26 protein-coding genes and 1 other annotated feature are annotated in these 24,694 nt (G+C 44.9%); of the genes, 6 read left to right on the plus strand and 20 right to left on the minus strand.

Annotation, left to right across the window (positions count from 1 at the left end; all coding sequences use genetic code 11):
* Positions 1-138: 138 nt before the first annotated feature.
* Entirely contained in the window at positions 139-741 is a 603-nt protein-coding gene (rpsD, locus tag bslm_RS14390) for a 30S ribosomal protein S4 (RefSeq protein WP_003229304.1), read from the plus strand.
* Between the two features lie 21 nt (positions 742-762).
* Here the strand turns inward: rpsD and sr7p are convergent, their stop codons facing one another.
* From sr7p to acsA, 3 genes are all read right to left on the minus strand, one after another.
* Complete coding sequence (gene sr7p, locus bslm_RS21875) at positions 763-882, minus strand: small protein SR7P (RefSeq protein WP_003229302.1); 120 nt, start codon at positions 880-882, stop codon at positions 763-765.
* A 129-nt stretch (positions 883-1,011) separates the two neighbouring features.
* Positions 1,012-2,280 carry a tyrosine--tRNA ligase gene (tyrS, locus tag bslm_RS14395; RefSeq protein WP_003229300.1) on the minus strand — a complete coding sequence of 423 codons (1,269 nt, stop codon included), beginning with the start codon at positions 2,278-2,280 and terminating at the stop codon, positions 1,012-1,014.
* A gap of 50 nt (positions 2,281-2,330) precedes the next feature.
* Positions 2,331-2,567 (minus strand) — a binding site (T-box leader).
* 54 nt (positions 2,568-2,621) lie between these two features.
* Positions 2,622-4,340 (minus strand): acetate--CoA ligase, encoded by a 1,719-nt coding sequence (gene acsA / locus bslm_RS14400; protein WP_004399030.1) that lies wholly within the window; start codon positions 4,338-4,340, stop codon positions 2,622-2,624.
* Between the two features lie 160 nt (positions 4,341-4,500).
* On the opposite strand from acsA, the gene acuA reads away from it, so the two are divergent.
* Genes acuA through bslm_RS14415 form a run of 3 tightly spaced genes read left to right on the plus strand, consistent with a single transcriptional unit; the run spans position 4,501 to position 6,964 of the window.
* Positions 4,501-5,133 carry an acetoin utilization protein acetyltransferase AcuA gene (gene acuA, locus bslm_RS14405; RefSeq protein ID WP_003229296.1) on the plus strand — a complete coding sequence of 211 codons (633 nt, stop codon included), beginning with the start codon at positions 4,501-4,503 and terminating at the stop codon, positions 5,131-5,133.
* Positions 5,134-5,159: 26 nt separating this feature from the next.
* Positions 5,160-5,804: an acetoin utilization AcuB family protein gene (locus tag bslm_RS14410; RefSeq protein ID WP_003229294.1), complete on the plus strand. Its 645-nt coding sequence runs from the start codon at positions 5,160-5,162 to the stop codon at positions 5,802-5,804.
* Positions 5,801-6,964: an acetoin utilization protein AcuC gene (locus tag bslm_RS14415; RefSeq protein WP_004398517.1), complete on the plus strand. Its 1,164-nt coding sequence runs from the start codon at positions 5,801-5,803 to the stop codon at positions 6,962-6,964. The genes bslm_RS14410 and bslm_RS14415 overlap by 4 nt, the downstream gene beginning before the upstream one ends.
* A gap of 10 nt (positions 6,965-6,974) precedes the next feature.
* On the opposite strand, the gene motS is transcribed toward bslm_RS14415, so the two are convergent.
* The 13 genes from motS to bslm_RS21430 all read right to left on the minus strand — a co-directional run bounded on the left by motS (position 6,975) and on the right by bslm_RS21430 (position 19,075).
* Positions 6,975-7,703 (minus strand): flagellar motor protein MotS, encoded by a 729-nt coding sequence (motS, locus tag bslm_RS14420; RefSeq protein ID WP_003229290.1) that lies wholly within the window; start codon positions 7,701-7,703, stop codon positions 6,975-6,977.
* A complete protein-coding gene (gene motP / locus bslm_RS14425) occupies positions 7,693-8,511 on the minus strand; it encodes a flagellar motor protein MotP (RefSeq protein ID WP_014477672.1) in 819 nt (272 codons plus the stop codon). Before motP ends, motS begins: the two co-directional genes overlap by 11 nt.
* A gap of 62 nt (positions 8,512-8,573) precedes the next feature.
* Positions 8,574-9,578, minus strand: a complete 1,005-nt coding sequence (gene ccpA / locus bslm_RS14430; protein WP_003229285.1) for a catabolite control protein A — start codon at positions 9,576-9,578, stop codon at positions 8,574-8,576.
* Positions 9,579-9,853: 275 nt separating this feature from the next.
* Entirely contained in the window at positions 9,854-10,930 is a 1,077-nt protein-coding gene (locus bslm_RS14435) for a bifunctional 3-deoxy-7-phosphoheptulonate synthase/chorismate mutase (RefSeq protein WP_003223454.1), read from the minus strand.
* 235 nt (positions 10,931-11,165) lie between these two features.
* Entirely contained in the window at positions 11,166-11,492 is a 327-nt protein-coding gene (gene ytxJ, locus bslm_RS14440) for a bacillithiol system redox-active protein YtxJ (protein WP_038429472.1), read from the minus strand.
* Positions 11,493-11,515: 23 nt separating this feature from the next.
* Positions 11,516-11,971: a YtxH domain-containing protein gene (locus tag bslm_RS14445; RefSeq protein ID WP_004398549.1), complete on the minus strand. Its 456-nt coding sequence runs from the start codon at positions 11,969-11,971 to the stop codon at positions 11,516-11,518.
* 30 nt (positions 11,972-12,001) lie between these two features.
* A complete protein-coding gene (locus tag bslm_RS14450) occupies positions 12,002-12,424 on the minus strand; it encodes a DUF948 domain-containing protein (protein WP_003229276.1) in 423 nt (140 codons plus the stop codon).
* A 161-nt stretch (positions 12,425-12,585) separates the two neighbouring features.
* The gene (gene murC / locus bslm_RS14455) at positions 12,586-13,884 is read right to left on the minus strand and encodes a UDP-N-acetylmuramate--L-alanine ligase (protein WP_003229274.1); all 1,299 of its coding nucleotides are present in this window, start codon (positions 13,882-13,884) and stop codon (positions 12,586-12,588) included.
* A 249-nt stretch (positions 13,885-14,133) separates the two neighbouring features.
* Complete coding sequence (sftA, locus tag bslm_RS14460; RefSeq protein ID WP_046381265.1) at positions 14,134-16,992, minus strand: DNA translocase SftA; 2,859 nt, start codon at positions 16,990-16,992, stop codon at positions 14,134-14,136.
* Positions 16,993-17,151: 159 nt separating this feature from the next.
* Positions 17,152-17,757 (minus strand): YtpR family tRNA-binding protein, encoded by a 606-nt coding sequence (ytpR, locus tag bslm_RS14465; protein WP_003229269.1) that lies wholly within the window; start codon positions 17,755-17,757, stop codon positions 17,152-17,154.
* A 15-nt stretch (positions 17,758-17,772) separates the two neighbouring features.
* Positions 17,773-18,582, minus strand: a complete 810-nt coding sequence (locus bslm_RS14470) for a DUF1444 domain-containing protein (RefSeq protein WP_009967991.1) — start codon at positions 18,580-18,582, stop codon at positions 17,773-17,775.
* Between the two features lie 14 nt (positions 18,583-18,596).
* Positions 18,597-18,920 carry a thioredoxin family protein gene (locus bslm_RS14475; protein ID WP_003229265.1) on the minus strand — a complete coding sequence of 108 codons (324 nt, stop codon included), beginning with the start codon at positions 18,918-18,920 and terminating at the stop codon, positions 18,597-18,599.
* A 38-nt stretch (positions 18,921-18,958) separates the two neighbouring features.
* Positions 18,959-19,075: a hypothetical protein gene (locus tag bslm_RS21430; protein WP_004399150.1), complete on the minus strand. Its 117-nt coding sequence runs from the start codon at positions 19,073-19,075 to the stop codon at positions 18,959-18,961.
* A 78-nt stretch (positions 19,076-19,153) separates the two neighbouring features.
* Here bslm_RS21430 and bslm_RS14480 point away from each other — a divergent pair, with 78 nt between their 5' ends.
* The gene (locus bslm_RS14480; RefSeq protein WP_046160741.1) at positions 19,154-19,600 is read left to right on the plus strand and encodes a YtoQ family protein; all 447 of its coding nucleotides are present in this window, start codon (positions 19,154-19,156) and stop codon (positions 19,598-19,600) included.
* A gap of 54 nt (positions 19,601-19,654) precedes the next feature.
* On the opposite strand, the gene bslm_RS14485 is transcribed toward bslm_RS14480, so the two are convergent.
* Complete coding sequence (locus bslm_RS14485; RefSeq protein ID WP_015251442.1) at positions 19,655-20,728, minus strand: M42 family metallopeptidase; 1,074 nt, start codon at positions 20,726-20,728, stop codon at positions 19,655-19,657.
* Between the two features lie 158 nt (positions 20,729-20,886).
* Here bslm_RS14485 and bslm_RS14490 point away from each other — a divergent pair, with 158 nt between their 5' ends.
* Positions 20,887-21,204, plus strand: coding sequence for a PepSY domain-containing protein (locus bslm_RS14490; RefSeq protein WP_014480575.1), 318 nt, complete (start codon positions 20,887-20,889; stop codon positions 21,202-21,204).
* 52 nt (positions 21,205-21,256) lie between these two features.
* Here bslm_RS14490 and bslm_RS14495 read toward each other — a convergent pair whose 3' ends face one another.
* From bslm_RS14495 to trmB, 3 genes are all read right to left on the minus strand, one after another.
* Positions 21,257-22,957 carry an NAD-dependent malic enzyme gene (locus bslm_RS14495; protein WP_038429476.1) on the minus strand — a complete coding sequence of 567 codons (1,701 nt, stop codon included), beginning with the start codon at positions 22,955-22,957 and terminating at the stop codon, positions 21,257-21,259.
* Positions 22,958-23,039: 82 nt separating this feature from the next.
* Positions 23,040-23,885 (minus strand): YtnP family quorum-quenching lactonase, encoded by an 846-nt coding sequence (locus bslm_RS14500; RefSeq protein WP_046381266.1) that lies wholly within the window; start codon positions 23,883-23,885, stop codon positions 23,040-23,042.
* Between the two features lie 69 nt (positions 23,886-23,954).
* Entirely contained in the window at positions 23,955-24,596 is a 642-nt protein-coding gene (trmB, locus tag bslm_RS14505) for a tRNA (guanosine(46)-N7)-methyltransferase TrmB (protein WP_004398646.1), read from the minus strand.
* Between the last annotated feature and the right edge of the window lie 98 nt (positions 24,597-24,694).

Consider the following 24,694-nt stretch of genomic DNA (forward strand, 5'->3'; position numbering starts at 1 on the left):
TTTGTTCCTTATCAATAAGGTGTATCGTGTAACTCTCTGCTGCTGGAGCGAGGATACATGAAAACAAAATGTGCATGGTCGAATAGAGCAGACGGTTTTTATTTTCCACAAAAATAAAACCAAAGGAGGAGTCACATTATGGCTCGCTATACAGGTCCATCTTGGAAACTGTCCCGCCGTCTAGGAATCTCTCTTAGCGGTACAGGAAAAGAATTAGAAAAACGCCCTTACGCTCCAGGTCCACACGGCCCAGGACAACGTAAAAAATTATCAGAATACGGTTTGCAATTGCAAGAAAAGCAAAAGCTTCGTCACATGTACGGTGTAAACGAACGTCAATTCCGCACTTTGTTTGACAAAGCTGGCAAACTAGCTGGTAAACACGGTGAAAACTTCATGATTCTTTTAGATTCTCGTCTTGATAACGTTGTGTACAAGCTAGGTTTAGCACGTACTCGCCGTCAAGCTCGCCAATTGGTTAACCACGGTCACATTCTTGTAGACGGAAGCCGCGTTGACATCCCGTCTTACCTAGTGAAACCTGGTCAAACAATCGGTGTTCGCGAAAAATCAAGAAACCTTTCTATCATCAAAGAATCTGTTGAAGTGAACAACTTCGTTCCTGAATACCTTACTTTCGACGCTGAAAAGCTTGAAGGTACTTTCACTCGTCTTCCTGAGCGTTCTGAACTTGCTCCGGAAATTAACGAAGCGCTTATCGTTGAGTTCTACTCTCGTTAATCGTTTTAAAAACCCCTGCCGCTATGCGGTCGGGGTTTTTTTATCGGCTTTCGCCTCTTGCTGGCCAACACTATCTTGCGCCTGCTGCTCCCAATGATCCCGCTGCAGCCGTTCTTTTGCAATCGTACACATGAGATTCACGCTTTAGCGCTCCTTTCATTTAAAAGGTGGTGATTGGTCGTGTTTGCCCTATCTAATATACTCTTTTCCTTTCATTCCTATGCGGTAAACAAAAAGATCCTTTGCCTTCAGTGGCAAAGGATCTTTTTCTTATTTATACGTCACAAGGAAGTATTTTTTCTTCCCGCGGCGCAGAACAGTAAATTGGTTTTCGATGCGGTCTTCACCTGATAGGGTATAATTTATTTCCGTCTGGCGTTCACCGTTAATGTAAACAGCTCCGTTTTGGATGTCTTCACGCGCTTGGCGTTTAGAAGGAGATAATTTAGATTGCACCAACACATCTACAAGTGAAAGCTCTTGGGTGCTGTCAACTTCCATAGAAGGAACATCTTTAAAGCCTACTTTTACGTCTTGAGCAGAAAGCTCTTTAATATTGCCGCTGAACAGCGCTTGGGAGATGTTGATGGCTTGCTCCAGCGCCTCGCGTCCGTGAACAAGTGATGTCACTTCTTCTGCCAGGCGTTTTTGCGCTTCACGTTTTTCTGGCGCCGTTTCTGTTTTTTCAGCGTATGCTTCAATTTCCTCTTTTGAAAGGAACGTGAAGTATTTCAAGTATTTGACAACGTCACGGTCGTCTGTGTTGATCCAGAATTGATAGAATTCATATGGCGATGTTTTTTCTTTATCAAGCCAGATCGCGCCGCCTTCCGTTTTTCCGAACTTCGTGCCGTCTGCTTTTGTGACAAGCGGAATCGTTAGGCCAAACGCTTTTGCTCCTTCTTCTTCTGATTTTCTGATCAGTTCAAGACCCGCTGTGATGTTGCCCCACTGATCGCTTCCGCCGATTTGCAGTTTACAGTTTTTGTCTCTGTAAAGATTTAAGAAATCATAAGATTGAAGAATCATGTAGCTGAATTCCGTGTACGAGATGCCGGATTCAATTCTTGAGCTGACCGTATCTTTTGCCAGCATGTAATTGATGCCGAAATTTTTACCAACGTCACGAAGGAAATCGATCACATTCATTTTGCCGATCCAGTCAAAGTTGTTCGCGATGACAGCTGGGTTTTCTGCTGCTTCAAAATCTAGAAATCTGGACAGCTGGTTTTTGATTTTTTGGGACCATTCGGATACGATGTCAGCAGTGTTTAATGTACGCTCTGCTTTTTTTCCGCTTGGATCACCGATGAGGCCCGTCGCGCCGCCCACAAGCGCAATCGGATGATGCCCTGCAAGCTGAAAACGGCGAAGTGTTAAAATAGGCAGCAGGTGTCCGATATGCAAGCTGTCTGCTGTAGGGTCAAAGCCTGAGTACAAGCGGATTTTTTCTTCATTCAGCTGTTTATTTAACCCTTCTTCATCTGTCATTTGCTGAATCAATCCGCGGAAGGATAAGTCTTCAAGTAAGTTAGTCATAAGATAAAGCTCCTTTTTTAATTAAAATAAAAAACGCCCCTTCGTTTACACGAAGGGACGATTGATTATCGCGGTACCACCCTACTAATAAGAGAATGCAAACATTCGTCTTATCACTTTGCCTGATAACGGATCAGGTCCGTTCTTTCACTACTGAAAGCCTGGCCGGCTTTGTTTGCAAAAGCGGTTCATGAGTGTATTCGATATATCCGTCTGTGCTGATTTTCACCGGCCATCAGCTCTCTGGAACGTAAGGATATTCTACTTGTCTCAATCTTTACCTTTTCATATGAAGCTATATCATTTTTAACATAAATAAAATCCTGTGTCAACGCCGCCTTTTAATCCTCCATTGTTGACAGATCTCCAGCCGGCAGATTAAGCTCCCATGCCTTCAGCACGCGCCTCATGATCTTTCCGCTTCTGGTTTTCGGAAGCTTATCTTTAAATTCGATCTCACGCGGAGCCGCATGGGCTGCAAGACCCTGCTTTACAAATAGGCGGATCTCTTCTTTCAGTTTATCAGACGGCTCAAATCCTTCCCTGAGTGCAATAAAGGCTTTAATGATTTCTCCACGCACCGGGTCAGGCTTTCCGATAACGCCTGCTTCTGCAATAGCCGGATGTTCGACAAGCTTGCTTTCCACTTCAAATGGGCCGACGCGCTCACCGGAGGTCATGATGACGTCATCAACTCTGCCTTGGAACCAAAAGTATCCCTCTTCATCCATGTAAGCAGAATCCCCAGACACATACCAGCCGCCCGGCATGAAATACGATTCATACTTTTCAGGGTTATTCCAAATGGTATGCATCATGGAAGGCCAGCCCTTTTTGATGGCGAGATTGCCCATTCGGTACGGCGGTAGCTCGTTGCCTTGATTGTCAACGATCGCTGCCTCCACTCCTGGAATCGGCTTACCCATTGAACCCGGTTTAATATCCATGCAAGGATAGTTGCAGATGAGCTGACTGCCCGTTTCGGTCATCCACCAGGTATCATGGATTCGTTTGTTAAAAACTTTATGTCCCCATCTGATGACTTCCGGATTTAGCGGCTCACCGACACTGAGCACATGCCGGAGTGAAGTTAGATCATATTTCGCAGCCATTTCATCTCCCGCTCCCATCAGCATCCGAAAAGCTGTCGGCGCGCTGTACCAGACATTGACGCCAAGCTGTTCAATCGTTCCATACCAGCTTTCCGGGCTGAAACGTCCGCCGACGATGACATTTGTCGCTCCGTTCAGCCACGGTGCAAAAATGCCGTATACCGTACCTGTCACCCAGCCTGGATCAGCCGTGCACCAATAAATGTCTTCTTCCTTTAAATCAAGGACCCACTTTCCTGTTTGATATTGCTGAATCATCGCTTCATGGACATGCAACACGCCCTTTGGCGTACCAGTGGAACCTGATGTATAGTGAAGCAGAAAGCCGTCTTTTTTATCCATCCATTCGATATCCAATCTTGTGCTTTCCTGTTTCGCTGCTTCATCATAATTGATGATATTCGTGCCGCTCTCAGCCTCTCCCCCGACTACGAAGACATGCTGCAAGTGAGGCAGTTTGTCTACCGGTATTCTCTCCAGCAGCTCAGGCGTTGTGACAACAACCTTTGCCTCACTGTTTTCAAGCCGGTCTTTCACCGCTCCCTCCATAAATGCTTCGAACAGCGGCCCGGCGATGGCGCCAATTTTGATTGCGCCAAGCATAATAAAATAAAGCTCGGGTGATCTCGGCATAAAAATAAAAACGCGGTCCCCTTTTTCCACATTTCCATACCGTCTCAGCACATTCCCGGCTCTGTTTGATTCTTCCTTCATTTCTTTAAATGTGTATTTTTCATCCCTTTTTGCGTCTTTATAATAAAGCGCTACTTTGTTTTTTCGAAACGATTCGGCATGGCGGTCAATCGCTTCATACGCCGCATTCAGTTTCCCTGTCTCATGCCAAGAGAAATGTTTCTCTGCCTCGGCCCAATCAAAATGCCGGTACGTTTCTTCATAGTTTTTTAAGTTATGATCCCCCTCTATTGCTGGTAACGCTTTCAAGTTCATGCCCAAACATCCCCCTTTGCTGAAGTTGTCACAATTATTATAGTATATATTCATATTCTTCTCAATTTTTAAAATATAAACCATGTTGAAAACGCTTTATAATTTGGTATTCTTAAAGAAGGCATGTATTTTTGATAAGAATTGATGGGACGGTGAATTAGTGGAACATCATAAAACATACCATTCAGCAAACATCAAAACAGCAACCGGCTCTTTACTGATAGAAGGGCCTGTCTCTCCAGAGGATTTGGCAGGTTATGAGTTTCATAAAGATTTAACCGCATTTCGCCCGCCTCGCGAGCAGCATGAAGCGCTAGTCGACATTGCAGGCCTTCCCGAAGGGCGCATTATTATTGCCAGAGACGGCCGAACCATTGTCGGCTATGTCACGTATTTATATCCTGACCCGCTCGAAAGATGGTCTGAAGGAAATATGGAGGATTTGATTGAGCTCGGAGCCATCGAAGTAGCGCCGGACTATCGGGGATGCGCTGTCGGAAAGACGCTCCTGACCGTCAGCATGATGGATGAACAAATGGAAAACTACATTGTGATGACGACAGAATATTACTGGCATTGGGATTTAAAAGGGATGAAAAAAGATGTGTGGGAATACAGAAAGATCATGGAAAAGATGATGAATGCAGGCGGATTGGTCTGGTTTGCAACGGATGAGCCGGAGATCAGCTCCCACCCTGCAAACTGTCTGATGGCCCGCATTGGAAAAAACGTCAGCCAAGAATCAATTGAGCAATTTGACAGGCTCCGTTTTTATCATCGTTATATGTATTAACTGACACTGACAAAGGGGAAAAAATAATGATTGTTGAGCAAATCATGAAAAGAGATGTCATTACATTAACGAAGACGGATACGCTTGAAACAGCAATATGCAAACTGAAGGAATTCCATATCAGGCATCTGCCTGTTGTAGATGAAGAACGACACGTGATCGGCATGATTACAGACAGGGACATGAAACAGGCCAGCCCGAGTATTTTTGAAGAAAACAAACGAAGCCTATTTCTCACACGAAGCGTAGATTCAATTATGAAAAAGGATGTTGTCTGCGCCCACCCGTTAGATTTTGTCGAAGAAATATCAGCCGTGTTCTACGAGCATGGCATCGGCTGCCTACCAGTGGTACACCATCAAAAATTAATAGGCATTTTAACAAAAACCGATTTGCTGCGGACGTTTGTCAAATTGACAGGCGCTGACCAGCCGGGCTCGCAAATTGAGATAAAAGTAAACGACATCACCAAAAGCCTCGCTGAGATCAGCAGTCTTTGCCAAGACCTTCAAGTGAAAATATTAAGCGTGCTTGTTTATCCGCATGACGATCCCGGTGTAAAAGTGCTTGTCTTCCGTGTAAAAACGATGAATCCGCTGCCGTTTTTGCAGGCATTACAAAGAAATGGACACCACGTCGTATGGCCGTCAGAGCAAAGGGATCTGCTATGAGAGACAGTGTATTTATCTATTCTCCATCCTACCAAACCTATATGTTTCATCAGGAGCATCCCTTTAATCAGCAGCGGGTTCTGTTAACATATGATTTGCTTAAGACGATCAATGCCTTTGATGATGGAGACATTGTCACCCCCAGACTCGCTTCAGAAGAGGAGCTTTCCCTTGTCCACACGGACGATTACATTCAGGCCGTAAAGCTTGCGGGCGCCGGAAAGCTCCCCGCTGAAGAAGGAGAAAGCTACGGGCTCGGCACTGAAGACACACCCGTCTTTGCCGGCATGCACGAAGCGGCATCACTCTTGGTCGGCGGCACTTTAACGGCCGCAGACTGGGTCATGTCAGGACAAGCCCTGCATGCGGCAAACCTTGGCGGAGGGCTTCATCACGGCTTTCGCGGGAGAGCATCAGGATTCTGCATATACAACGACAGCGCTGTGGCTATTCAATATATCCAGAAAAAATATAGCGCCAGAGTGCTTTATATTGATACGGACGCCCACCACGGGGACGGTGTGCAATTTACATTTTACGATAATCCTGACGTATGCACGCTGTCCATTCATGAAACAGGAAGGTATTTATTCCCTGGAACCGGTCAGATCCAAGAAAAAGGAAGCGGAAAAGGATATGGCTATTCCTTTAATATTCCGCTTGACGCTTTTACAGAGGATGATTCTTTTCTTGAGGCTTACCGGACAGCAGCTTCAGAAGTCGCCGCGTATTTCGAGCCCGATGTCATTATCAGCCAAAACGGCGCCGATGCCCATTACTACGACCCGCTGACGCATTTATCAGCAACAATCAATATATACGAAGAAATCCCCCGTCTTGCACACACTTTGGCTCATCAATATTGCGGAGGGAAATGGATTGCAGTCGGAGGCGGCGGATATGATATTTGGCGTGTCGTGCCCCGCGCCTGGGCCAGAATATGGCTTGAAATGAAGGGAATTGACCCGGGTCACGAGATCCCGCCGGAATGGATTGTTAAATGGCAAAAACAATGCCCCGTGGCCCTTCCGTCGAGCTGGAGCGATCCGGCTGATTTATATCCTCCGATTCCCCGCAAGCCTGAAATTACAGAAAAAAATGCCCAAACTGTCAGCAAAGCATTATATGCGATACGTTCTGAACAGCAAAGAACAAAGTAAAAAACGACCTTTACGAAGAGGTCGTTTTTGATTTTTTAATCACTATTTCCACACGCCGATTTTCCTTCATGTGTTCATTTGTCTTGTTATCCTTTACTGGCTTTGTATCCGCATAACCGACAGCAATAAAGCGCTTGGAGGGAAGCTTCTCTTTAGACGTGAAGTATTGAATCACTCCACTTGCCCGTGCTGCTGATAGCTCCCAGTTCGACGGGTATCGGTATGTCGAAATGTTTCGGCTGTCTGTATGTCCCTCAACCTGAATGTCATTTGGAATTGTTTGAAGAAGAACGGCAATTTGGTGAAGAAGTGTTTCGGCATTTTTCAGCACCTTTGCCTCACCTGTATCAAACAGCACAGCCTCCTGAAGAACGAGCACGACACCGCGTTCATCCCGTTTGGCTGTCATTTGGGCCTTCAAATGATTGTCTTTTATATATGTATTTACTTTCTTGAGAAGCTGATCCTGCTGATCCTCTTGCTTCTTCGTATCAGATGGGGATGTATTCTTTTTTTCTATGGATGTTTGGTCCGGCTGAAGCCCGTTGCCTTCCTTCTGGATCGAGTCCACTGCCGCTTTAAATTTTTGCAGATCAATTTGGGACATCGAAAAGAGTAAAATAAAGAACACAAGGATCAAGGTGATCAAATCTGTAAAGGTTACCATCCAGCTGGATGAAGATTGACTGTTTTTTCCGCTTCCATTCCTTCTTTCAAAACGTTCTCTTCTAAGCTTCATGTACAGATCCCTTTTTTGTTTTTACTTGTTTTGGCTGCTTCTGCCATTCTTCCCGTGAGCTGAAAACGACCAGCTGGCTTTCAAGGTTGCGCGGGTTTTTTCCGGATTGAACACCGATAATCCCTTCCACCATTACCTGCTTGATGAAAATTTCACTTTCTGTTTTCTCTTCAAGCTTAGCCGCGATCGGGTTGAAGACCATATTTGCCAGTAATGAACCATATAAAGTCGTCAGAAGCGCAATGGCCATGTTTGGTCCGAGCATATGCGGGTCGTTTAAGTTTTTGAGCATCAGCACAAGCCCGACGAGTGTTCCGATCATTCCCCACGCCGGAGCGAATTCTCCCGCTTTTTCAAAAACTCGCCGCCCTTTTCGGTGCCGTTCCTCCATTGCTGCGATTTCTGAATCCATGACGAGCCGAATCGTTTCTTCATCCCAGCCATCAATGGCTAAAAGCAGCCCTTTTTTCAAGAATGGATCTTTGATTTCCCGAGCCTGATCATCCAATGATAAAAGCCCGTGTTTTCGCGCGTGATCGGAAAGGGAAACAAAGGTTTTCACAAGATCTTTCACATTGTCTTCCTGGCGGATGAATGCCTGCTTTAACACAGAGGGCGCTTTTTTCAGCTCTCTTGGCGGAAAACTGATAAAAACAGCGGCGCAAAGTCCCCCTGTTACGATGAAGAAAGAGGTCAGATCAAGAAAAGAGCGGAAACCGCTTACTCCCGATCCTGAAATAATCCCGATAACAATAATAATCGTTCCTAACACAAATCCAACAGGTGTAAGATAATCAAAACGTTTCATCATTTCTCCCCATGAAAAAAGCAAGAATTCACCATAAAGGTGAAGCTTGCTCTTTGTTTTTCTTATGACTTGGTTGACTTTCTAAGCTCTATACGGTGCGGCAGTTCGACGATATGCTCTTCAACCGGCTCTTTATTCATGAGCTTCGTCAGCAGTCTCATCGCAACGGCGCCGATATCATATGTCGGCTGAACAACTGTTGAAAGCTGAGGACGAACCATGAGGCTTAATCTTGTATTATCAAAACCGATAATGTCGAGATCCTCCGGAATGGATAAGCCCTGATCCTGAGCGGCATGGATAATGCCGAGTGCCATTTCATCAGTTGCAGAAAGAATGGCTGTCGGCTTTTTATCCAGGCTCATCAGATGCTGCAGTGCTTCGAGTCCGGAATCATATGTGTAATCCCCTTCAGCTACAAATTGTTCATTAAACGGAAGGTTCGCTTCTTCAAGCGCACGTTTGTAGCCTTGGAGTTTTTTCGAACGGTTGATCGGTTCTGCCATTGGTCCGGAAACGAACGCGATGTCTGTATGTCCTTTATCAACCAAAAGCTTCACGGCATCATAAATCGCCTGTTCGTAATCGATAGCGACTGACGGTGTTTCCTCCTGCTCTTCTACAGAAGCGGCAAGTACAATCGGCACTGGAGAACGCTTAAATTCCGCCACATGCTCGTCCGTAATGTTTCCGCCCATAAACACGATGCCGTCCACTTGTTTGCCGAGCATTGTGTTTAACAAGTGCAGCTCTTTCTCCATGTTTTGGTCAGAGTTGCTCAAAATAATATTGTATTTATACATTGTCGCGATATCTTCAATTCCGCGCGCAAGCTCTGAATAGAAAATGCTTGAGATATCGGGAATGATGACACCTACAGTTGTTGTTTTTTTACTTGCCAGCCCTCTTGCCACCGCGTTTGGACGGTAACCGAGACGTTCAATGGCTTCCAAGACTTTTTTTCTCGTTGTCGGTTTTACATTCGGGTTGCCGTTCACGACACGGGAAACGGTTGCCATGCTTACATTAGCTTCTCTCGCTACATCGTAGATCGTAATATTGCTCATCCTAAAACCACTCCTTTTACTGGATACACTTATCCTTATCTATAGCATAAACACTTTATGTAGAGAAATGTCATAATGTCCGAATTTATGTCGTTTATGATTTGTAAGCGTAAGTCAGTAGTGTACATTATTTTTCATTATTCATCAAATTTAATTACTTCTCATGAAATTATACACGTTTTTATAGATGATGAAAACGTATACTTGGTTTTTATAACTAAATAAACGAGAAAGCATAAAAAAAGGCCGCAGGCGCGGCCTTTTGGATTGTTCAATTAAGCGTTGACTTTCACCATTGGCTTCAGTTCATTCAGCCATTTTTCGAATTCAGGAATCGCCATTTGCTGAGCAGAGTCAGAAAGTGCGACTGACGGATCAGGGTGAACCTCAGCCATTACGCCATCAGCACCGATCGCTAAAGCGGCTTTAGCTGTCGGAAGCAAGAGGTCACGGCGGCCTGTTGAATGCGTAACATCAACAAAGACTGGCAAATGCGTTTCTTGTTTCAAAATCGGCACAGCTGAAATATCCAGCGTGTTTCTCGTTGCTGTTTCATATGTTCTGATTCCGCGCTCACAAAGGATAATTTGGTCATTTCCTTGTGACATGATGTATTCAGCAGCATTGATGAATTCAGAGATCGTTGCAGCAAGACCGCGCTTCAGAAGCACTGGCTTTTTCACGGCGCCGGCCGCTTTCAGCAATTCGAAGTTTTGCATATTGCGCGCTCCGATTTGAATGACATCAATGTAGTCCAGCGCTTCTTCGATATGAGCCGGAGTTACGATTTCACTGATAACCGCCAGATCAAATTCATCCGCTACACGTTTTAAAATTTGAAGGCCTTCAACACCAAGCCCTTGGAAATCGTATGGGCTCGTACGAGGCTTAAAGGCTCCACCGCGCAAAATTTTAATCCCTTGTTTTTTCGCAGCTGCAGCGACTTCAGCTACCTGCTCATAGCTCTCTACCGCACATGGGCCGACAATGAATCTTTGCTGGCCGTCTCCGATTTTTTCGCCTTTGATATCAACAATTGTATCTTCAGGTTTTTTCTTGCGGGAGACAAGCAGCGCTTTGCTGTGATCTTCTTCCTGAAGCTCTAAACCGGCTTTGAATATCTCTTTAAAAATGTGCTGGATGGTTGAATTTTCGAACGGCCCGTCATTGTTTTCAATGATATTGTTCAACATTGTGCGTTCTCTGACAGGGTCAAATCGGTTGACACCCTGTGCTTCCTTCGCTTTACCGATCTCTTTTACAACATTTCCGCGTTCGTTGATTAGTTTTAAAATTTGTAGGTTTAATTCGTCTGCTTTCTGCCTTAAAAGCTCTAACTCTGTGTTGCTCATTTTTTTCATCCTTTCCCTGCACATTCATTTTTTATTTTGTAGTTATCATGCATCTTACTATAAGTAATTCCAAATGGAAATACTGAAATACAAAAAATTTTATAAAAACTCTACTTTATCACCCAAACGCTTTTAAGTGATAAAGTAATCTATGAAGCTATCCTACATGATGTGAGGGCAATGTTCAAGGGTTTTTTACAAAAAAAAACGCCAGATGATATCTGGACGCTTTTTTCTATGACAAATGCTGCTCAATAGCGGCTTCTGTAATTTGTGAATGTGAGGTATGCCATTTCACTTCACCGTTCTGGATGATGAATATCTGAGGGCTTTCATGCTTGACCTCATATGTTTCTGCAATGAAATTTGACAGCGGCCGGGCTTCTTGTACTTGAAGATAGTAAGCCGGCACATCCTCATGCTGATTTGCAAAGGCATCAAACTCATGAAATGCTGCCTGGCTGATCGGGCATGTGGTGCTGTGTTTAAAGAAGACGAAAACGCCTTCCTGTTCTGCAATCCGTTTAAATTCTTCCTCAGATTGAATAAGCTGTTTAGCCATGACTCAAGCTCTTCCTTCCCTGCTCAGCGATTCAACTGCTCAGCCTGTTTTTGTGCATCTTTCAGTTCGTCTTTTACATCTTCTTTCGTCTGGAGGACTTGATCTTTTGTTTCATCAGCTGCCTGCATCGCTTCTTCCCTCATATCTTGCATTGCAGTCGATGAATCCGTTTTGTCAGATTTGGAACGGTCTCTTAAATCCTTTACCTTGTTCATGATCTGCCCAGACTGATCCGCTACAAGCTGTGTGATGTTGGAAGTTTTGTCTTTTGCGATGCTGACATATTGCGTGCCTTTTTCCTTCGCATCTGCCGTCATTTTATCAGTTTTGTCCCGTAAAGCAACAGCTTGGCTGCCAAGATCGTCGCGAAGTTCTTTGCCTGATTTAGGCGCTAGAAAAAGAGCTGTAGTGGCACCGATGATTCCCCCGATTAAAGTTCCGATTAAAAAATCTTTACTATTAATTCCATCTTTGCTCATCATTATTCCTCCTCTTAGTATTTTTTTCTCTTACAGGGCTGATTTTTTCTTTTGCTTCCATTTCTCCCAAATTTCCATTGCTGCTTGACTCCATGTGACAACTTGATTGATCTTATCTTGATTTTCTCTAACTGATGCCGATACAGACCCTGCCGCTTGTTTCATGGATGTATTGAACTGCTGTACAGAAGCTCCCACTCCTTGAACAGCATGAACGACCGTGTTCAGCTTTTCTGATTTTTCCTGAATATCTTCAGCCAGGCGGTTGGTCTTATGTAAAAGCTCGGCTGTTTCAGTTGTGATGCCCTTCATTTGTCCCTCCAGCCCTTCAAGAGTGGATGCGACGTTTTTTAGTGTCAGCTGCAATGACTTCAATGTTTTAGACAAGTAGATCACTAATACGAGAAATGCAACTGCGATGAGTGCAACGCTCAAATAAAGAATAATAATCATCTCAAACCTCCTTGCTGCAGGATATACTGCTGTTTACCCGTTTTCTTCAATCATAAACATGTGTACTGGGCTGTATACATACTATTCTCCGTTATGTAAGAAAATCCTTTAATAAGCTTTCCCATCAGATAAATAAAAAGCAGTGAGATCACTGCTTTTTATTATGCCATGACGTTTTCGTAGGCTCTCATATATTTTTGGATATCTCCTGCTCCCATGAAGATGAGAACGGCTTTATCATGAGCTTTTAAAACAGATGTGTCATCTTCTTCAATCAGCTTGGCATTATGAATTTTTCCCTGGAGATCACCGATCGTCAGCTTTCCGGCATTCTCACGGGCTGAGCCGAAAATATCGCATAAATACACACAGTCGGCGCCGCTCAGGCTTTCTGCAAATTCGTCAAGGAACTGCTGCGTCCGTGTAAATGTATGAGGCTGGAATACCGCGACAATTTCCCGATCAGGATACTTCTGTCTTGCCGCCTCGATTGTCACTTTTATTTCTGTCGGATGATGGGCATAGTCATCAATCAGCACTTGATCCCCAAGCTGCTTCTCATTGAATCTGCGTTTGACGCCCCCAAAGGATTTGAGAGCATGCTTAATGATGCTGGAATCAATTTCTTCATAATGGCATAACGCAATGACCGCCAATGAGTTTAATACATTGTGGTGGCCGTACGCAGGAATATAAAACGTATCATAGAACGTATTGCGGACAAAGACATCAAAAGTTGTCCCTTCCGTGCTTTTTACGATGTTTCTGGCTTGAAAATCATTTTCTTCCCCCGTGCCGTAATACACAACCGGGACGTTCGCATGGATTTTCGGCAGATGCTCATCGTCTCCGCAGGCAATAATGCCTTTGTTGACTTGAAGAGCCATCTCTTGGAAAGCGTCAAATACATCGTCAATGCTTGAGAAGTAATCAGGGTGATCAAAATCAATATTCGTCATAATCGCATAATCTGGCTGATAGCTTAAGAAATGGCGGCGGTATTCGCACGCTTCAAACACAAAGTATTCGCTGTTTTCATTTCCCTGGCCTGTTCCGTCTCCGATTAAGAAAGACGTCGGTTTTGCGTTTTGGATCACGTGAGCCAGCAGACCCGTAGTCGACGTTTTGCCGTGTGCGCCCGTAACGGCAACACTCGTGAATTTTTTCATGTAGTCGCCTAAAAACTTATGATAACGTATCACCGGAATTCCCTCAGACATCGCTTTTTCTATTTCAGGATGCGTGTCTGGGAATGCGTTTCCGGCGATGACTGTCATGCCGGGTTTAATATTTTCCGCGCTAAAAGGAAGAATCGTAATATTTCTTTTTTCAAGCGCTGTTTGCGTAAAAATAAATTTTTCGATATCCGATCCTTGGACAGTATATCCATTATCATGAAGTATTTGGGCAAGCGGACTCATACCGGTCCCTTTTATTCCAACAAAATGATAAACAGTCATAATTGTACCTCCAACAAACGTCTATCTGTTCCCCAGTATATGACGCTCATTTCAATTTGCGACCGCGGCGGCTGAAAAGCCTCCCTTAGCGGCGTATTTTATATGTTTTGTTATGTTTAGTATCAGGTTATTTCTTTCCGATTAAACCCAGATATCAAGATTTGTCTATGCACAGCTGCTGTAAAGCGGCATAGCTGTTAAATGCTCTAAACACTATCATACCATGTTTGGTGTGAAAATGAACCCATATTATTCGTTTATTAAATCACTTGCTGTGATCAGCACCTCCCGAGGCTTGCTTCCTTTTGCCTCAGAGATCATGCCTTCCGCTTCCATCATGTCGATCAGCCTTGCCGCACGATTGTAACCGATTCTGAATCTTCTTTGCAGGCTTGAAGTGCTCGCACTGTTTTGCTCTACAACAAACTCACACGCTTCGTAAAACAGTTCGTCCTCTTCTTTCAGGGCTGATCCTTGTCTTACGAGCTCTTCTTGTTCAAATAAATAAGTCGGCGGCATTTGGCTTCTGACGTGGGAAACGACGCGGTCGATTTCCCGGTCTGACACAAAGTTACCTTGCAGACGTACCGGTTTTCCCGAGCCGTTTTCCAAAAAGAGCATATCCCCTTTTCCGAGAAGCTTTTCTGCACCGGCTATGTCAATAATTGTTCGGGAATCAACCTGGCTTGAGACAGAAAAGGCGATTCTTGTCGGGATATTCGCCTTAATCAGACCTGTTATGACATCGACTGACGGACGCTGAGTGGCGACGAGAAGATGGATACCGCACGCTCTGGCTTTTTGGGCGATCCGCGCAATGCTTTCTTCCACATCGTTTGGAGCCACCATCATCAAATCTGCAAGCTCATCAATAATGACAACTAAATATGGCAGCTTTTCACCCATTTGGTGTTCAGCGGTTAATTGATTAAAGCGGTCAATGTCGCGGACACCTGAATGGGCAAAAAGCTCATAGCGTCGCTCCATTTCCTCAACGACCCATTTCAAAGCAGCTGTAGCCGCTTTAGCGTCAGTAATGACCGGGCTGACGAGGTGAGGAATTTTATTGTAAGGGGCCAGCTCTACCATTTTCGGATCAATCAGCAGCACCTTTACCTCACTCGGGTCAGCTTTATAAAGCAGGCTGACTAATATTGTATTGATGCATACGCTTTTTCCGGAGCCTGTAGCGCCGGCAATCAAGCCATGCGGCATTTTCTTCAAGTCGATAACAACAGGATTTCCCGAAATATCTAATCCCAGCGCAGCTGTGAGCGGTGACTTGCTTGTCCTGAAAGCTGAGCTGCGAATCATTTGGCGCAAATCAACCACCTTGCTCGTGCGGTTCGGCACTTCAATTCCGATCGTGTTTTTCCCCGGAATCGGCGCTTCAATCCGAATATCTCTCGCTGAGAGACTGAGTTTAATATCATCGGACAAGTTGGTGATTTTATTCACCTTTACACCCGGTTCAGGATGCACTTCAAATCTCGTGACAGACGGACCCTGGGTTACATGGACCACATTGGCGCGGACATTGAAGTTTTTCAAGGTTAAATCAAGAAGCTGACGCTGTTCTTCGATCCACGCAGTATCATCTTGAACCTGCGCTGGCGGGACATCAAGGAGTGCAACATTCGGAAATACATAGCTGCCGCGGCGCTCCTCTGCTTTTTGCTGTTTATGCGTATCTCTTTTCAGCATCATCACATTAAAAGGAACGGATGGCCCTTTTTGAGAAGATGCGATTTGTTCGGTCCTTTTCTCCTGTACACCAGGCCTTTTTTTCGGCTCTGCTGAAGCTTCGCGAGGTTTGTCTGCGTGAATTCCCTGCCGATTTTCAAGAGGTGCAGTAGACGATTTGGAACCCTGCTCCATGTGTTCAGTTTTCTCAAGCTCTGTATGGCTGTCTGGCTGAACATCTATCTTCGTTTCCTGAGCCTCTCCCAGGATGTCATAATGATTATTTATTATGCTGTCTGATGGCTCTTCTGATTCTTTTGCCACAGTTTCTGCTTGAGCCAGAGCCTCTGATGAATACTCATGATCAGTAAATAAAGGCTCTTCCTGACGAATGTCTATTTGTTCTTCTTGAACGAACGGGGACTCAGCACCTTCTGCCGCGTTTTCATGATGATTGTATACTGGGCTGTCTGACGGCTCTTTTGCTTTTTCATCCTCAGATACTGCCTCTGTCTGAAATTCAGGAGCTGTTTGCTCTTCATCAAGTTCAGCGGAGAAAACAGGCTCTTCAAATTTCTCTGGCTGCTGCTCCCTTTGTTCTTCCTTAGCCGTTGCAGGCTCTTCGCGGCCTACTTCACTGTCTGAAAGCCCTTCAGCCGCCGTATCTGTGAGCATCTCAGGCGGTGTTTGTTCTTCGGCATGTTCAGCTGGGAAGGAAGGCTCCTCTTTTTCCGGCTGTTGAACGCCTGACTCAAATGGCACTTTGTTACCTGACGGCTCGGCTGGCCGTTTCGCCAGCGCCTCATCATTCTCCGTATCCTTTCTGTTTAAAACGCCAGAAGGCTGTTTTTCAAATTGGGTATCCGGGAAGAAAGGACTTTCTTTTTTGGAATGCGCCTGTGTGTCTGAAGCAGGATAGCCGCGTTCACGTTCGATCTCTTCTGACAGCAGTGTTACCTTCTCTTTTACCGATTTATCCGATTCGTTCAATGTTTCAGAAGGCTTTTTCGGCACATCCTTTTTAACGGATGGTTTTTGATTAAATCCATAGATAGGCGAAGGGATATTTGTCGGTTTAAACGGTTTCTTCGCCGGCTCTGCTGCTTGATATGTATGCTGCTCTTTTTCATTTCTGGGACGCTCTCTGTAAGGTGCAGCACTTGGACGAGGCGCGGATTTCGGTTCGTCCGATGGTGTGCGGCGCCTTCTCAGGTCATGATTTTTGTATCCGTCAGGCACGACTGGAAAACGGAATTTGCCTTTTGGATATTCATAATATATTTTAGGATCTTCCAATCTTTTTAATTGTCCTTCAGGATGATGTACTTCTTGTTGCTGCGGAATTTGAGCGGGTTTTGTCTCCCGTTCAGCATCCTCTTCGCTTTCGCCTAAAAACAAATCAAAAAATTTATGAAGCCAACTCATAATTTATCTCTAACTCCCTTATAGTTTTCTGGGACGGTTTTTAGTATACCACTGCTGGTCGGCCCAGAAAAGATTAAGCTATCAGCAGAAACAAAGCCGCTAAACAAGGGCTTAGCGGCTTTTCACATGATTCGTTTTTTTTGGCGGATTTATGGGAGTCTAAAACTGAAATGCGTCTCCCGCCTCATAGTCTCCTTCTAACACAAGGATTCCTTTTTCAGCAGGGGCATCCGGCAAATCAAGCTCTTTCGCTGAGCAGATCATCCCGCTTGACGGAACGCCGCGAAGCTCTGCATCCTTAATGACAAGTCCGCTAGGCATCACAGCACCGACTTTGGCAACGACAACTTTTTGGCCTTGATCAACGTTAGGCGCGCCACAGACGATCTGAAGCGTTTCTTCTCCTACGTTGACTTTACATACGCTTAATTTATCCGCATTCGGATGTTTTTCTTTTGATTCTACATAACCCACAACAAACTTCGGAGATAAATCAACGACTAATGTTTCTTCAACGCCGTTTCTGTTTAAAATCTCATTCACATCTTGCACGAATGTTTCTGAGAGCGCAACAGGGCCGTTTTCATCAATGGTCAAGTAAGAAGACGCGTTGAAAATGTTGAAGCCCGTTGTTTCTTTTGTTTCGTTATTGAAAATTTTGACGACGTCGCCGTGTTTTTCATAGCCTAATTGTTCGCGTGTCACATCTTGAAGAGAGATCAGGAGCGTGTCTCCCACACCTTCTTTATTATAAAAAGCGTTCATAAGTAAAAATCCTTTCTAATCCTTTTTCGGACGGCTTTTCGCCAGGATAAACACCGGTTCCAGCTTTCCTTCATTGTACAAAAATGAAAGGGCGGTAATCGGGACGGTGCCGCCTGCAAAGAAGCTCATCGACATTTGTCCTAGAATATCATACCCCGATTCATTCCGGATGTCAGCAAGAATCAAAACGTCCTGATGAGGAACAGAGATCGCCAGCTCCCCTTCTGCATGCTGCTTATACTCATTTAAGATCGCTTCGTTCAAAATCCGGCTTGCGTCGTATCCGTCGTTTGCCCTGAAGAAATAAAAGTAATTGCCGGCAACCGTATCCTCTTTGACAACCGTCGGCAGGGAACGGAGATTAAATGCGGCCGTCTCTCTGATCCGCTCTTTTGTCCAGTTTTCTTTCTCAAGCATGCGCTGGTCAATTAAACGGTAGGTTTTCCCGAGATCAAGCGCGTAATAAATTCTTGTCTCTGCGGTATGATCGTCATAAATGAGCGGGATATCTTCACTGGACTTGTCCGGGAAGGAAGTCGAGCGGATGACCGGATAAATGCGAGTTTCTTTCCCGGTCATTTCCTGAGCCTTCCCTTCCATTGCCGTCATCGCTTCGGAGACATAGTACACGATCTCATCAATGGCTTCGTCTTTTTTCAGTTCCCATTTTGCAATAATCGGCGGCAAATCGAGTGTAATCCCTTTTTTAGTCGTTTGATCCTCAACACGGAGGGTGTCTTTTTCTCTGTCAAACAGAAAGGAGCGATTCTCGTGCTGAAGGCGCTGCTTCAGTATATCTGACAGCTTCCTTGAGGTCATTTTCAAACCGATGTCCTCCTTTACGCTTTAGCGAGAGAGTCTGTTAAAAACTGTTCAATTTCTTCTTTTGTTTTGCGGTCTTTGCTCACAAAACGATTTACTTCTTTTCCTTCATTAAACACCACAAAGCTTGGGATTCCGTAAATTTCCCACTCTGCACATGTATCAATGAATTTGTCACGGTCTACGTAGTAGTAGGTGAATTCAGGGAAATTCGCTTCCAATTCAGGCAGGAAAGGCTCTACAAAACGGCAATCCGGGCACCAATCGGCTGAAAACATAAATACAGACCAATCATCCTTTACCGCTTTTTCCAGCTCTTGAGTTGATTCAATTTTTTTCATTTCATATCCCTCCAGTTGTTTATGTTCTTACATGTTTTTTATCGATACTCGTCCATTTGGATCATACCAAACTGCTTGAGGCAAAACCACTTATATGCAACGAATGAATATGTAAGATTGGCTTTCCCATTATCATTATCATATTTTATTTGCATTATCAAGCTCGTTTCGTTTAACATCGTGTACATGAGGGTAAAATTCACAGATGGACATACATAAGGAGGGATTTTTATATGGAGTTTATCGTCTATTTAGCAGGAGAAATCCACAGCAATTGGCGCGAGGAAATTAAAGAGAAAACAAAATCACTGAAGCTCCCGATTACGTTTATTGGCCCGATGGAGAATCATGACCGCTCAGACAATATTGGTGAAGAAATTATGGGCGTACAGCCAAATGCCGTTTTAAAGGATGACAAAGCCTCTGACATCAACAACTTCAGAACCGCCGTCCTGATGAATAAAGCAGACTTTGTGATCGCCCTGTTTGGCGAAAAGTACAAACAGTGGAACACGGCAATGGATGCATCATATGCGATCGCAAAAGGAAAACCCCTGATTATTATCCGGCCGGAATCGCTCCACCATCCTTTAAAAGAGCTTTCCAATAAAGCGAATATTACGGTTGAAACCGTTAACCAAGCCATTAAGGCCCTTTCCTATCTATTTGAAACAGAATAAGAAAAAAGCTTGTCGATCCGGGCTTACTGCTCGTTCAACAAGCTTTTATGAAACCTACATATTTTCTTTAATCGCATCCACTGTCTGCTTATCGCAGGCTGTTACAAGTTTGATGAGCATTTCTTTAGCAGCAGCATAATCATCAATATGAATGATAGAAGCGTTTGTATGAATATAGCGGGAACATATTCCGATAACCGCTGACGGCACACCGCTGTTCGAAATATGAACCTTGCCTGCATCTGTTCCCCCGCCGGATACAAAATATTGATATGGAATATCATGCGTTTCAGCCATATCAAGAACGAATTCCCTCATTCCGCGATGCATGACTGTCGTTCTGTCAAGAATGCGCAGCAAAAAGCCTTTTCCAAGCTGGCCGAATTCATTTTTGTCTCCGCTCATATCGTTTGCCGGGCTGGCGTCAAGGGCGAAAAACAAGTCCGGTTTAATCATATGAGAAGCCGTCTGCGCGCCCCTTAGCCCTACTTCTTCCTGAACCGTTGCACCCGCATAGAGTGTATTCGGAAGCTCTTTACCGTGTAATTCCTTCAGAAGTTCAATGCTTAAGCCGCATCCATATCTGTTATCCCATGCTTTTGATAAAATTTTCTTTTCATTCGCCATCGTCGTAAACGGACAAACAGGCACGATCTGCTGTCCCGGTCTAATGCCGATTTTGATGGCGTCTTCCTTATCATCCGCTCCAATGTCGATCATCATGTTTTTGATATCCATCGGTCGGTTTCGCTGCGCATCTGTCAATAAATGCGGCGGTATGCTTGAAATCACACCCGGAACCGGCCCGTTATCTGTTTGAATTTCAACCCGCTGCGCAAGCAAAACCTGGCTCCACCAGCCTCCGAGCGTCTGGAATCTGAGCAGCCCGTTGTCTGTAATGGATGTCACCATGAAGCCGACTTCGTCCATGTGCCCGGCTACCATAATTCTCGGTGCGTCCTCTGCGCCTCGTCTGACTCCGAAAACACTTCCCAGTCTGTCCTGAACGATGTCATCGGCATATTTGGCTAGCTCCTGCTTCATAAAAGCACGAACCTGATGCTCATTGCCCGGCGCGCCGGGAAGCTGCGTCAGTGTTTGGAAAAGCGCTTTCGTTTCTTGATTCATGTTTTCCCCTCATTTCTATGTAGTCCTTTTATTTTATTAGAAACAGTGAAGTTTTCCAAGCACCCTGACCCAATCTGCTCGATCAGCCGCGTATTGCTTAACAGGATTTGGCTGTTTCTGTATAATGAAAAGTACGATCAACCAGGAGGTGCTTTATTTTGAAATTGCGTCATCTTCTTTTAGGAGCAGGACTTGGAATTTGTGCGGCTGTCGTTGTGAAACAATATGTGATGAAGCCTTATATTTCTTCAGAAAAAGCGCTTCGAATTGTAAAGTCTGCTTTTAAGCAGCGGGGCCCGATTGACGGATCATGGATTTACACCCAGCCGGAGCCCTACAATATTAACGGAGAAACGGTACAGGTATACAAAACCGGCATTACACGATCAGCTTTCGGAGAATTAGAACAGTATGAAGTCATGGTGGATGCGAAAACGGGAGAAATTGTTGATGTCATTGATACAATCGCCTCTTAACACCGGACAAGCAAAAAATAGAAGCCGCTGCCTACGCAGCGGCTCTTTTTTATTATATCGCGCGAATCGGTTTGTATACCGGATACCACATCGCATCCTGCACTGCCTGTATAATGTCTTCAGGCTCTTCCGTAGCGACGCCTTCCTTCATTGCGGTTTTTGCAACTTCAACAGCAACGGTTGCCGAAACAGTGCGCAAATCTTCAACTTTTGGAAGCATCGGCGCGCCAGGCACCCCGACATTGACCATACCTGCGATTGCCCGGGCACATGCTTCAAACATGCCGTCGGTAATTAATTTTGATTTGGTAACAATCGTTCCAAGACCGAGACCAGGGAAGACAAGCGCGTTGTTTGCCTGCCCGATATGATACGTAACTCCGTTATATTCAACTGGCGGGAACGGGCTTCCTGTCGTGATCAGCGCACGGCCTTCTGTCCATTCGATTAAATCCTCCGGTTTTGCTTCAGAAAGAGTTGTCGGATTTGACATTGGCAAAATCGCCGGCCGTTTCACATGTGACGCCATTTCTTTTACAATTTCTTCAGTGAAAGCGCCGGAAACCGTAGATGTGCCGATCAGGATCGTCGGTTTCGCCTGCCGGACCACTTCAAGAAGATCAATGCCTCCGCCGTCTCCGTTCCGCTGATAATCCTTCACTTCATCAGCCGAACGGGCATACGGCTTTTGGAAATCAAGAAGCTGATCCATATCATCTGTTAACAGCCCGTTCCTGTCTATGCACCAGAAGCGCTTGTATGATTCTTCTTCACTCAGTCCCTCGCGCACCAATGCTTCCCGCAGCTGTTCGGCAATTCCGATTCCTGCCGTTCCCGCTCCGAATATAACAACTCTGTGATCTCTCAGCGGAACTTTAGACGCTTTTGCACAGGATAAGACTGCGGCCAAAGAAACAGCGCCAGTTCCTTGGATATCATCATTGAAGGTACACACTTTATCTTTATAGCGTTTCAAAATGCTTCGCGCGTTTTTCGCCCCGAAATCCTCCCAATGCAGCAATGCATTCGGAAATGTTTCTCTCGCCAGCGCAACGTAGTCGTCAATAAATTGGTCATAACGTTCCCCGCGCACTCTGGAATGCTGGTTGCCGACATAAAGCGGGTCGTTCAAAAGGCTCTCCTGATTTGTCCCCGCATCTAAAACAACAGCCAGCACTCTGCTCGGATCAATGCCCGCAGCCGCTGTATAAACCGCCAGCTTGCCAATAGAAATCGCGATTCCTCCGACGCCCCAGTCACCGATTCCTAAAATTCCTTCTGCATCAGTTGCAACAATTAAATCGATCGTATCGCTTTGATCTTTATACTGTTTAAATGCTTCTTTCATACCGTCCGGGTCATCGATTGACAGATAGAGCCCTCGTGGTTTTCTGTATTCATGGCTGTATCTCTGGATTGCCGTTCCGACTGTCGGTGTGTAGACAATCGGGAGCATTTCCCCTAAATGGTCATTTAACAGGCGGTAAAACAGCGTTTCATTCCGATCGTGCAGCGCCGTTAAATAGACATTTTTGCTCAAATCGTCAGGCTGTGCGGAATATTGCTCATACGCTCTTTTCGCCTGCTCATCAATTGTTAATACCTTGGGCGGCAGAAAGCCTTTTAAACCAAGTTCTTTTCTTTCTTCCTCAGTAAAAGCAACACCTTTGTTCAAAAAAGGAACAGAGAGCACTTCAAGGCCTCTTAATGTTGTTTGAATGTCTCCTTCGTTTGTTACTCTGAATTGTTTCACCCTGCCTCTTCCTTTCTGAGCATAATTAGTACTAGGTTTGCATTATTAGCCGGAAAACATGCAGGGTAAACATAAAAATATGCTATTGCTTCATTCGCTTGACTGAATCTTTGATGCTTCCGTCCTCCTCCCATTGAAGGGCGCGATACTCGGCATCATGATAAAAAATAAACCAAGCGTCTTTTTCTGCTGCGAACGCCTGCCATTTCTGCTTTTGCGCGATAGAGGTCATCGGATAATCATCGTAAGCCAGCACCCATAGCGGATTGCGGTGGGCATGTGTCGGCATCAGATCTGCCATATGTACGGCAGTTTCACCCGCATCCTCGCATATCAGGACACTGTGTCCGTCGCTATGGCCTCCGGTGTGATGCATTGTAATACCCTCTGTGATCGTTAAGGTGTCTTCAAAGGTTTTGACTTGGCCAGCTACAGCCTCCCAATTTTCTTTCCAATACGTATTTTTCGACCTGATATTCGGATGGCGCATTTCGTCCCATTCAACAGCTGATGTATAAATTACTGCATTCGGAAAGACAGAGACGAGCCGTTCACCTTCATACTCCGTTAAACCGCATGCATGATCAAAATGAAGGTGTGTCATTGCGATCACATCTATATCGGCAACCGTTAATCCGAGTGCTGCTAACGATGGTTTCACATTCGACTCTTGTGTCACGCCATAGTTTCGTTTTTGTTTATCAGTCAGCTTGCCGGACCCAATTCCGGCGTCAACGATGATATTGAGCCCATCCTTTTGAATCAAAATAGGGTCTGTTCTTAGTTCAATCTGGTTTTTTTCATTGACTGGATATTTTTTAGACCAAAGCGGCTTTGGCACAACGCCGAACATGGCGCCTCCGTCCATATGCGTCACGCCTCCGTCAAGCCAGGTCAACGTGATGTTTCCAATTTTCATTGTTTCCATTTTCATCCCCCCTGTCATCATGGTAGCAAACGGCCCATAAAAAAAACAGACTCCTGTCAGAGTCTGTCTTTACGTTCTCCATTCAACCTCAGCCCGATAGATCGGCTGGCCGAGTGCAGAGAATTTTTCTTCATATTCTGTCATAATATTGCCTTCCAGATTGCTGTTATGCAAATCAAGACTGACGTATGTCAGCAGGAGGCCATACTCAGAGAAGCTTTTCAAAGAGTACTCAAATAAACCTCGGTTGTCCGTTTTAAAATGAATCGATCCGCCTTTGCCCATTACTTCTTCATATTTTTTGAGGAAGTGGGAATATGTCAGGCGGCGTTTTTCATGCCGTTTCTTCGGCCAAGGATCAGAAAAGTTCAAGTAGACCCGTTTCACTTCCCCCGGCTCAAACACATCCGTCAGCGTGTCCGCATCTATATTCAGAAGCTTTACATTCTGCGCTTCGCTGTCTTTTACTTTTTGGACGGCTGTCACGATGACGCTTTTAAATAACTCAATACCAATATAATTGATGTCGGGATTTTGTTTGGCCATACCAGAAATAAATTGGCCTTTTCCTGTACCAACCTCGATATGGATCGGATTGTCGTTGCCAAACACTGTGTTCCATTTCCCTTTATAATCAGCAGGATTGCTGATGGCAATATCTGCGTTTTCAGCCAAAAAGTCATCAGCCCAAGGCTTGTGGCGCATTCTCATATGATTGACACCTCTATCTATTATTTCGACTAACAACATACCATGAATTAAAAAGACCCGCAAGCTCGTTTTTCCAGTGTATCTCTCTTAAGGCCGAG

Source organism: Bacillus sp. LM 4-2, assembly GCF_000978495.1.
GTDB lineage: Bacteria > Bacillota > Bacilli > Bacillales > Bacillaceae > Bacillus > Bacillus subtilis.

Bases quoted from the DNA above. Each gene is read 5' to 3' on its own strand.
- rpsD (WP_003229304.1), top strand. From the start codon at position 139: ATGGCTCGCTATACAGGTCCATCTTGGAAACTGTCCCGCCGTCTAGGA.
- tyrS (WP_003229300.1), bottom strand. From the start codon at position 2,280: ATGACTAACTTACTTGAAGACTTATCCTTCCGCGGATTGATTCAGCAA.
- acsA (WP_004399030.1), bottom strand. From the start codon at position 4,340: ATGAACTTGAAAGCGTTACCAGCAATAGAGGGGGATCATAACTTAAAA.
- bslm_RS14410 (WP_003229294.1), top strand. From the start codon at position 5,160: ATGATTGTTGAGCAAATCATGAAAAGAGATGTCATTACATTAACGAAG.
- bslm_RS14415 (WP_004398517.1), top strand. From the start codon at position 5,801: ATGAGAGACAGTGTATTTATCTATTCTCCATCCTACCAAACCTATATG.
- motS (WP_003229290.1), bottom strand. From the start codon at position 7,703: ATGAAGCTTAGAAGAGAACGTTTTGAAAGAAGGAATGGAAGCGGAAAA.
- motP (WP_014477672.1), bottom strand. From the start codon at position 8,511: ATGAAACGTTTTGATTATCTTACACCTGTTGGATTTGTGTTAGGAACG.
- ccpA (WP_003229285.1), bottom strand. From the start codon at position 9,578: ATGAGCAATATTACGATCTACGATGTAGCGAGAGAAGCTAATGTAAGC.
- bslm_RS14435 (WP_003223454.1), bottom strand. From the start codon at position 10,930: ATGAGCAACACAGAGTTAGAGCTTTTAAGGCAGAAAGCAGACGAATTA.
- ytxJ (WP_038429472.1), bottom strand. From the start codon at position 11,492: ATGGCTAAACAGCTTATTCAATCTGAGGAAGAATTTAAACGGATTGCA.
- bslm_RS14445 (WP_004398549.1), bottom strand. From the start codon at position 11,971: ATGAGCAAAGATGGAATTAATAGTAAAGATTTTTTAATCGGAACTTTA.
- bslm_RS14450 (WP_003229276.1), bottom strand. From the start codon at position 12,424: ATGATTATTATTCTTTATTTGAGCGTTGCACTCATCGCAGTTGCATTT.
- murC (WP_003229274.1), bottom strand. From the start codon at position 13,884: ATGACTGTTTATCATTTTGTTGGAATAAAAGGGACCGGTATGAGTCCG.
- sftA (WP_046381265.1), bottom strand. From the start codon at position 16,992: ATGAGTTGGCTTCATAAATTTTTTGATTTGTTTTTAGGCGAAAGCGAA.
- ytpR (WP_003229269.1), bottom strand. From the start codon at position 17,757: ATGAACGCTTTTTATAATAAAGAAGGTGTGGGAGACACGCTCCTGATC.
- bslm_RS14475 (WP_003229265.1), bottom strand. From the start codon at position 18,920: ATGAAAAAAATTGAATCAACTCAAGAGCTGGAAAAAGCGGTAAAGGAT.
- bslm_RS21430 (WP_004399150.1), bottom strand. From the start codon at position 19,075: ATGCAAATAAAATATGATAATGATAATGGGAAAGCCAATCTTACATAT.
- bslm_RS14480 (WP_046160741.1), top strand. From the start codon at position 19,154: ATGGAGTTTATCGTCTATTTAGCAGGAGAAATCCACAGCAATTGGCGC.
- bslm_RS14485 (WP_015251442.1), bottom strand. From the start codon at position 20,728: ATGAATCAAGAAACGAAAGCGCTTTTCCAAACACTGACGCAGCTTCCC.
- bslm_RS14500 (WP_046381266.1), bottom strand. From the start codon at position 23,885: ATGGAAACAATGAAAATTGGAAACATCACGTTGACCTGGCTTGACGGA.
- trmB (WP_004398646.1), bottom strand. From the start codon at position 24,596: ATGAGAATGCGCCACAAGCCTTGGGCTGATGACTTTTTGGCTGAAAAC.